Genomic DNA, 1,386 nt, shown 5'->3' with positions numbered 1-1,386 from the left:
CCCTAGTACTGCAACGACACTCCGTAACGTTGCGTGTCCTCGCCTCGTTGAGTGTGTTCGTGCTGGAAGAAATAACTGACGGATGGTCGGGCGAGTTTGCTGACTTCACGGCGCGGTTCGCCGGCCGCTTCGGTCGGGTGGAGCCTCGGCGGCGGATGGTGTCCTACCTGCGGGGACTGCTCGGCGAGGCCGAGCGGAAGAACGGCTGGACCCTGGCCGAGGCCGCAGGCGACGATGGCCCGCAGGGGATGCAGCGCCTGCTGAACCACTACCAGTGGGACGCCGACGCGCTGCGCGACGATGTCCGTGATGCCGTTCTGGAGAACATCGGCGATCCCCATGATGGAGTTCTCATCCTCGACGAGACAGGGTTCCTGAAGAAGGGTGTCCGGTCGGCGGGCGTGGCCCGCCAGTACTCGGGCACAGCGGGCCGGATCGAGAATTCCCAGGTGGCGGTGTTCCTGGCCTACGGATCCAACCGGGGCCGGGCGCTGATCGACCGGGAGCTGTACCTGCCGAAGGCCTGGACCTCGGACCGTGAACGCTGCCGGGCGGCGGGCATCGGAGACGACGTCGAGTTCGCCACCAAACCCGATATCGGACTGCGGATGCTGAAACGCGCGGTGGAATCCGAAGTGCCGTTCGGCTGGGTGACAGCCGATGAACTCTACGGCCAGACCGGGCGCCTGCGGCTCTGGCTGGAGGAGAACGACATCCCCCATGTGCTCGCAGTTCCGAAATCCCAGATGGTCATGACCATGGAGTTCTTCGGCCAGGCCCGCGCGCACGAGCTGATCGGCCGCCTTCCGGACGAGGCGTGGCAGCGCTTGAGCTGCGGCGACGGCGCCCACGGCCCGCGGGAGTACAACTGGGCCGCGGCCCCGATCCGGCCCTGGCGGCGCAAGGGATGGGACCACTGGCTGCTCGCCCGGCGAAGCACCTCCGATCCCACGGAAATCGCCTACTACATCTGCTTCTGCCCGACCGGGACTCCACTTGAAAAGCTCACGGAGATCGCGGGGGCGCGGTGGATGGTGGAGGAGTGCTTCCAGACCGCGAAGAACGAGGCTGGCCTCGACCACTACCAGGTCCGCGGCTACACCCCGTGGTACCGGCACATCACCCTCTCGATGGCCGCTCTCGCTTTCCTCGCTATCCTGCGGGCCGAGACAAAAAAGGGGACGAGAAAACTCGAACTGATGAAGCCCTCGTGCCCGTCAGCATGAACGAGGCACGACGGCTGTTCAACCGCGTCTCCTCTCCGATACGCCACGGAATCCGGCACGCGCTCACCTGGTCCCACTGGCGCAGAAAATCCCAAGCCCGGGCACGCGCCAGCCACTACAAGCGAAGAGGGCATGTCGAAGTGTCGTTGCAGTACTAGGG

General features: G+C 65.7%; 1 protein-coding gene. It reads left to right on the top strand.

Going from position 1 to position 1,386, the window contains the following annotated elements; translation table 11 throughout:
- Positions 1-62 precede the first annotated feature (62 nt).
- On the top strand, positions 63-1,226 hold the full coding sequence (locus tag ACFCY1_RS41515) for an IS701 family transposase (RefSeq protein ID WP_375877823.1): 1,164 nt from the start codon (positions 63-65) through the stop codon (positions 1,224-1,226).
- The last annotated feature ends 160 nt before the right edge of the window (positions 1,227-1,386 follow it).

It is taken from the genome of Kitasatospora sp. NPDC056273, assembly GCF_042268845.1.
In the GTDB taxonomy this organism is placed as follows: domain Bacteria; phylum Actinomycetota; class Actinomycetes; order Streptomycetales; family Streptomycetaceae; genus Kitasatospora.
Note: the sequence above shows the minus strand (reverse complement) of the source record. Positions and strands in the feature narration are given on the sequence as shown.